Source organism: Bradyrhizobium sp. DN3 (genome assembly GCF_041357655.1).
Lineage (GTDB): Bacteria > Pseudomonadota > Alphaproteobacteria > Rhizobiales > Xanthobacteraceae > Bradyrhizobium.
This window is the reverse complement of record NZ_JAULLN010000070.1, coordinates 1-3,583: the sequence shown is the minus strand read 5'-3', so window position 1 is coordinate 3,583 and position 3,583 is coordinate 1. Positions and strand designations below refer to the sequence as shown.

The 3,583-nt window shown below is 58.5% G+C and carries 1 protein-coding gene; it reads right to left on the bottom strand.

Annotated elements, in window-relative coordinates:
• Positions 1-86: 86 nt before the first annotated feature.
• Positions 87-3,440, bottom strand: a complete 3,354-nt coding sequence (locus AAE027_RS39340; protein ID WP_370991157.1) for an adenylate/guanylate cyclase domain-containing protein — start codon at positions 3,438-3,440, stop codon at positions 87-89.
• Between the last annotated feature and the right edge of the window lie 143 nt (positions 3,441-3,583).

Here is a 3,583-nt window from a genome sequence, read left to right as displayed (position 1 = left end):
GACGGAGCTATTACAACGAAATACTGCCGGCCTTTTTCAACGGAATCGGCCAATATCGGAACTCACTGGTCATTTGGATTGCCTCATCACGCAAGCTCGTCAAGCAGCGCCTTGGCTTCCTTCAAGTCGCACGTCTCGAAGCCTTCGGTGAACCAGCCGTAGAGTGGGGTGATAAGATCGCGGGCATCCCGAACCCGATTCCGTTTTTTCCAGAGGCGAGCAAGACTGACGGCAGCTCGGAGTTCAAACGATTTTGCCTGTTGCTTCCGGGCCAAGTTCATTGCTTGCAGGAAGCACTCCTCGCACATGTTTATAGGCTCATCTAGTGACAGACCTATTTCTCCTTCCGTTCTATGTAGCTCCGCTTCCCAGAAATGTTCTTTGGTCGCTGTCACATGATTTTTTGAGTCGCGCAAAGCCCGCAAGCTTGTCTCATGATCGCCGATCCTTGCGCACATTATCGCTAGCAAGCAAAAATAATGCGAGAGATGATATTCGGTTCCGATCTTTTGGAGTTTCGCTATTCCCTCGCCACACAAGATGATTCCCCGTTGAAGTTGACCACTTTGAGCCAGCGCCCAGCCTGCCAAGACAGTTGCATGCGCATTCCAGGTTGGCAGTTGATATCGTTGAGAGAGCTCGATGGTCCTCTTGACGAAACCATTGAGGCCCTCAAGGTCACCAAGTAACTCGCTCAATTGGGCCCCGGCAAAGAAACAAGCAAATGCACTGCTGTTCGCGTGATTCAGTATTGGCGCCAAACTGAATACCTCGTTCCGAACTGTCGATGCTTTGTCTGGATATCCCAAAATCCAAAGCGCCAACGCACAAAATGACCCGCCCGAAACAGCCGGATCGACCACGTACTGGGAAGCCAGGGCGCGATCCCGCTCTGGGTCATGGAGCCGAAGAATCGGTTCAAGATGCGCTTTGGCATCCGCAAATCTTCCGAGCTGGAGGAGTGCACTGCCCATTGCGCGGTGCGCTACTAGCAGCGCAATGCGATCCCCCCTGTTTTTGGCTACCGACCAACAGCGATCAGCCATGCCCAGTCCATCCAAGGTCTTCCCGCGGTTGATGCAATAGATGGCCTGTCCAAACAGGACCGGTAGAAGGTGCTCTGGGTCCCCCAGTTTCTCACATAGCTCAGCCGCCCTTGCACGCGCAGTGGCTACCTCTGGGCTCGCCCAGCCGTGCGCTGCGACCAACGGCGTTCCTAAGGCGACCTGGAATTCGAGCTCGCTCTGATCCCGCTCAATCGAGTCTGGCAATTTCAATAGCAAAGCCAAACCTCGGCTGAGATGCCGCAATGCCTCTGCGCTTGCCGAGCGTTCCGCGGCACGTCGGCCAGCTTTCAACCAGTACGAAATGCCGGGCTCGACCTGTCCGGCTTCCGTGAAGTGATGAGCGACAAGCTCCGGCTCCGCTTCCGCGCGTTCGGGAAATTGATGCTCCAAGACATGCGCCAGCTTGCCATGCAGCGTTGAGCGCTTGCTGCGTAGCAAGCTACTGTACGCCGCGTCTTGAACCAGAGCGTGCTTAAACAGGAAGGTTGGTCGCGAGGTTGTTCCACGACGGAGGATCAGTCCAGAGTGGACGAGTCGTTCCAGTGACCTTTGAAGTGCCTCGTCTCTGTCTCCTGAAACAGCAGCCAGAAGCTCATATGAGAACTCCCGCCCGATGACCGCTCCGGTCTGGGCAACCTCCTTGGCGACACCGAGTCGGTCCAGCCGCGCCATCAGGGACGCATGCAAGCTTGCGGGCACCGCGAGGACCGGCAACGGAGCTGCGAGGAGGGTCCGCTGCTCTGCGTCCTCGCCTCCGGCCTCCAGCACCGCCTTCGTCATCTCCTCCACGAACAGGGGGACGCCATCAGTGCGCTCGATGATGTCCTGCCGAACGCTTTCCGGCAGCAGCTTGCTGTCGACGATTTGGTCGATCATTGCGTTGGCTTCGCACTCTGCCAGTCGATTAATGGTGAGAGCCGTTACGTGCGGCTGAGCGAACCACGACGGCTCGAATTCTGGCCGGAACGTCACAAGCAGCAGAACGCGAAGGGTGCGAATTCGTTCTATGACCCGATCGAGCACTTCCAAGCTCGTCGGGTCGGCCCAGTGAGCGTCCTCGAAAATCATCAGCACCGGACTTTGACGTGTTAGCACCTCCAGCTGTGAAATAAGAGCCTCCAGAGTTCTCTCACGACGTTGCTGCGGGGCGAGCTCGAGCGTGGGATAGCGGCCATCGTTTGGTAGCGATAGCATAGCGGCAAAGAGCGCGGCATCCTCGATTGACGTTGAGGTCCGCGCGAGCACCTCATCGAGCTTGTCGAGCCGGCTTGCGGGTTTGTCGTCGCGCGCTAATCCTGCGGCATGCTCCATCTGTCCAATGATAGGGTAAAGCGCGCTGTCGGTATGCTGCGCAGAGCAGAAGTAGCGCAGGCGCGTGTGCCGCTCGACGGCGAGGTGTTCCAGAAGCGCCGCGCTCAGTCGCGATTTGCCGATCCCGGCTTCGCCAGATAGCAACACCGCCTGGCCTTCCCCGGTTTTCGCTCTGCGCCAGCGGCGCAAAAGCACCTCAAGCTCTTCTTCTCGTCCAACCAGTGCAGTTAGGCCGCCGGGGTGCATCGCTTCGAACCGGCTCTCGATAGAACTTGCCTGCAGCACAATGAAAGCTCTCACCGGCCTCGCGATTCCCTTGACGTCCTTTGGTCCGAGGTCTTGTAGTTCAAAGAGATCGCCGAGAAGCCTGCGCGTGCTCTCAGCAATTACGACCGTGTTAGGCTCGGCAATGGCTTGGAGGCGCGCCGCGAGGTTGGGCGTCTCGCCGACAATACCCCACTCCCGCGCTTCTCCGGACCCGATCGAATCGCCAACGACAACCAGTCCCGTGGCTGCTCCAACCCGCACCTGCAGCGGTTCGGGAGCCGAGAGGGCAGCAACCGCATCGATCAGCGCTACGCCGGCCCGAACTGCACGCTCGGCGTCATCCTCATGGGCTGCCGGATAACCGAAATAGATCAGAACGCCATCGCCCATGTATTTGGCGACGAACCCCCCGAAACGGCACACCGTATCGGCGACGCACGTCTGGTAGGCCGAGATGACCTCGCGCAAGTCCTCAGGGTCCATACGTGCCGAGAGCGCCGTCGAACCTACAAGATCTGCGAACATGACTGTGACTTGGCGCCGCTCAGCGCTGTCGGTGCGGGCTTTGTCGGTTACGGGAGAGGTCTTGGATAGGGGCGTTGGTGCGCTCGCTTCAGCGCGCAAGGCACTGATGGCCTCGAGCAGCTTACGACGATGCCCGACGAATTCGACACCAAGGTCCTTTAAATCCTCCGAAGTCAAGCTCGGCAGGACCGTGTCGTCGACCTTATTCTCTCGGAATGCCGCCTCGTACTGTTCGAGGCCAAGCCTCCGTAGCCAACCTTCGACGTCCATGATGGCGCCCCAGGGTACGCTTGGCGCCGCATGATCCCCCAAGGGAGATAGCCTGTCTAGGGTACCGTCCTCTCGAAATGACCGGTTTGGGTCTTGGTTGTGTGCAAACGCATAGGCCTGACGCGGCGTGGTCGCCAAGTATT

Bases quoted from the DNA above. Each gene is read 5' to 3' on its own strand.
- AAE027_RS39340 (WP_370991157.1), bottom strand. From the start codon at position 3,440: ATGGACGTCGAAGGTTGGCTACGGAGGCTTGGCCTCGAACAGTACGAG.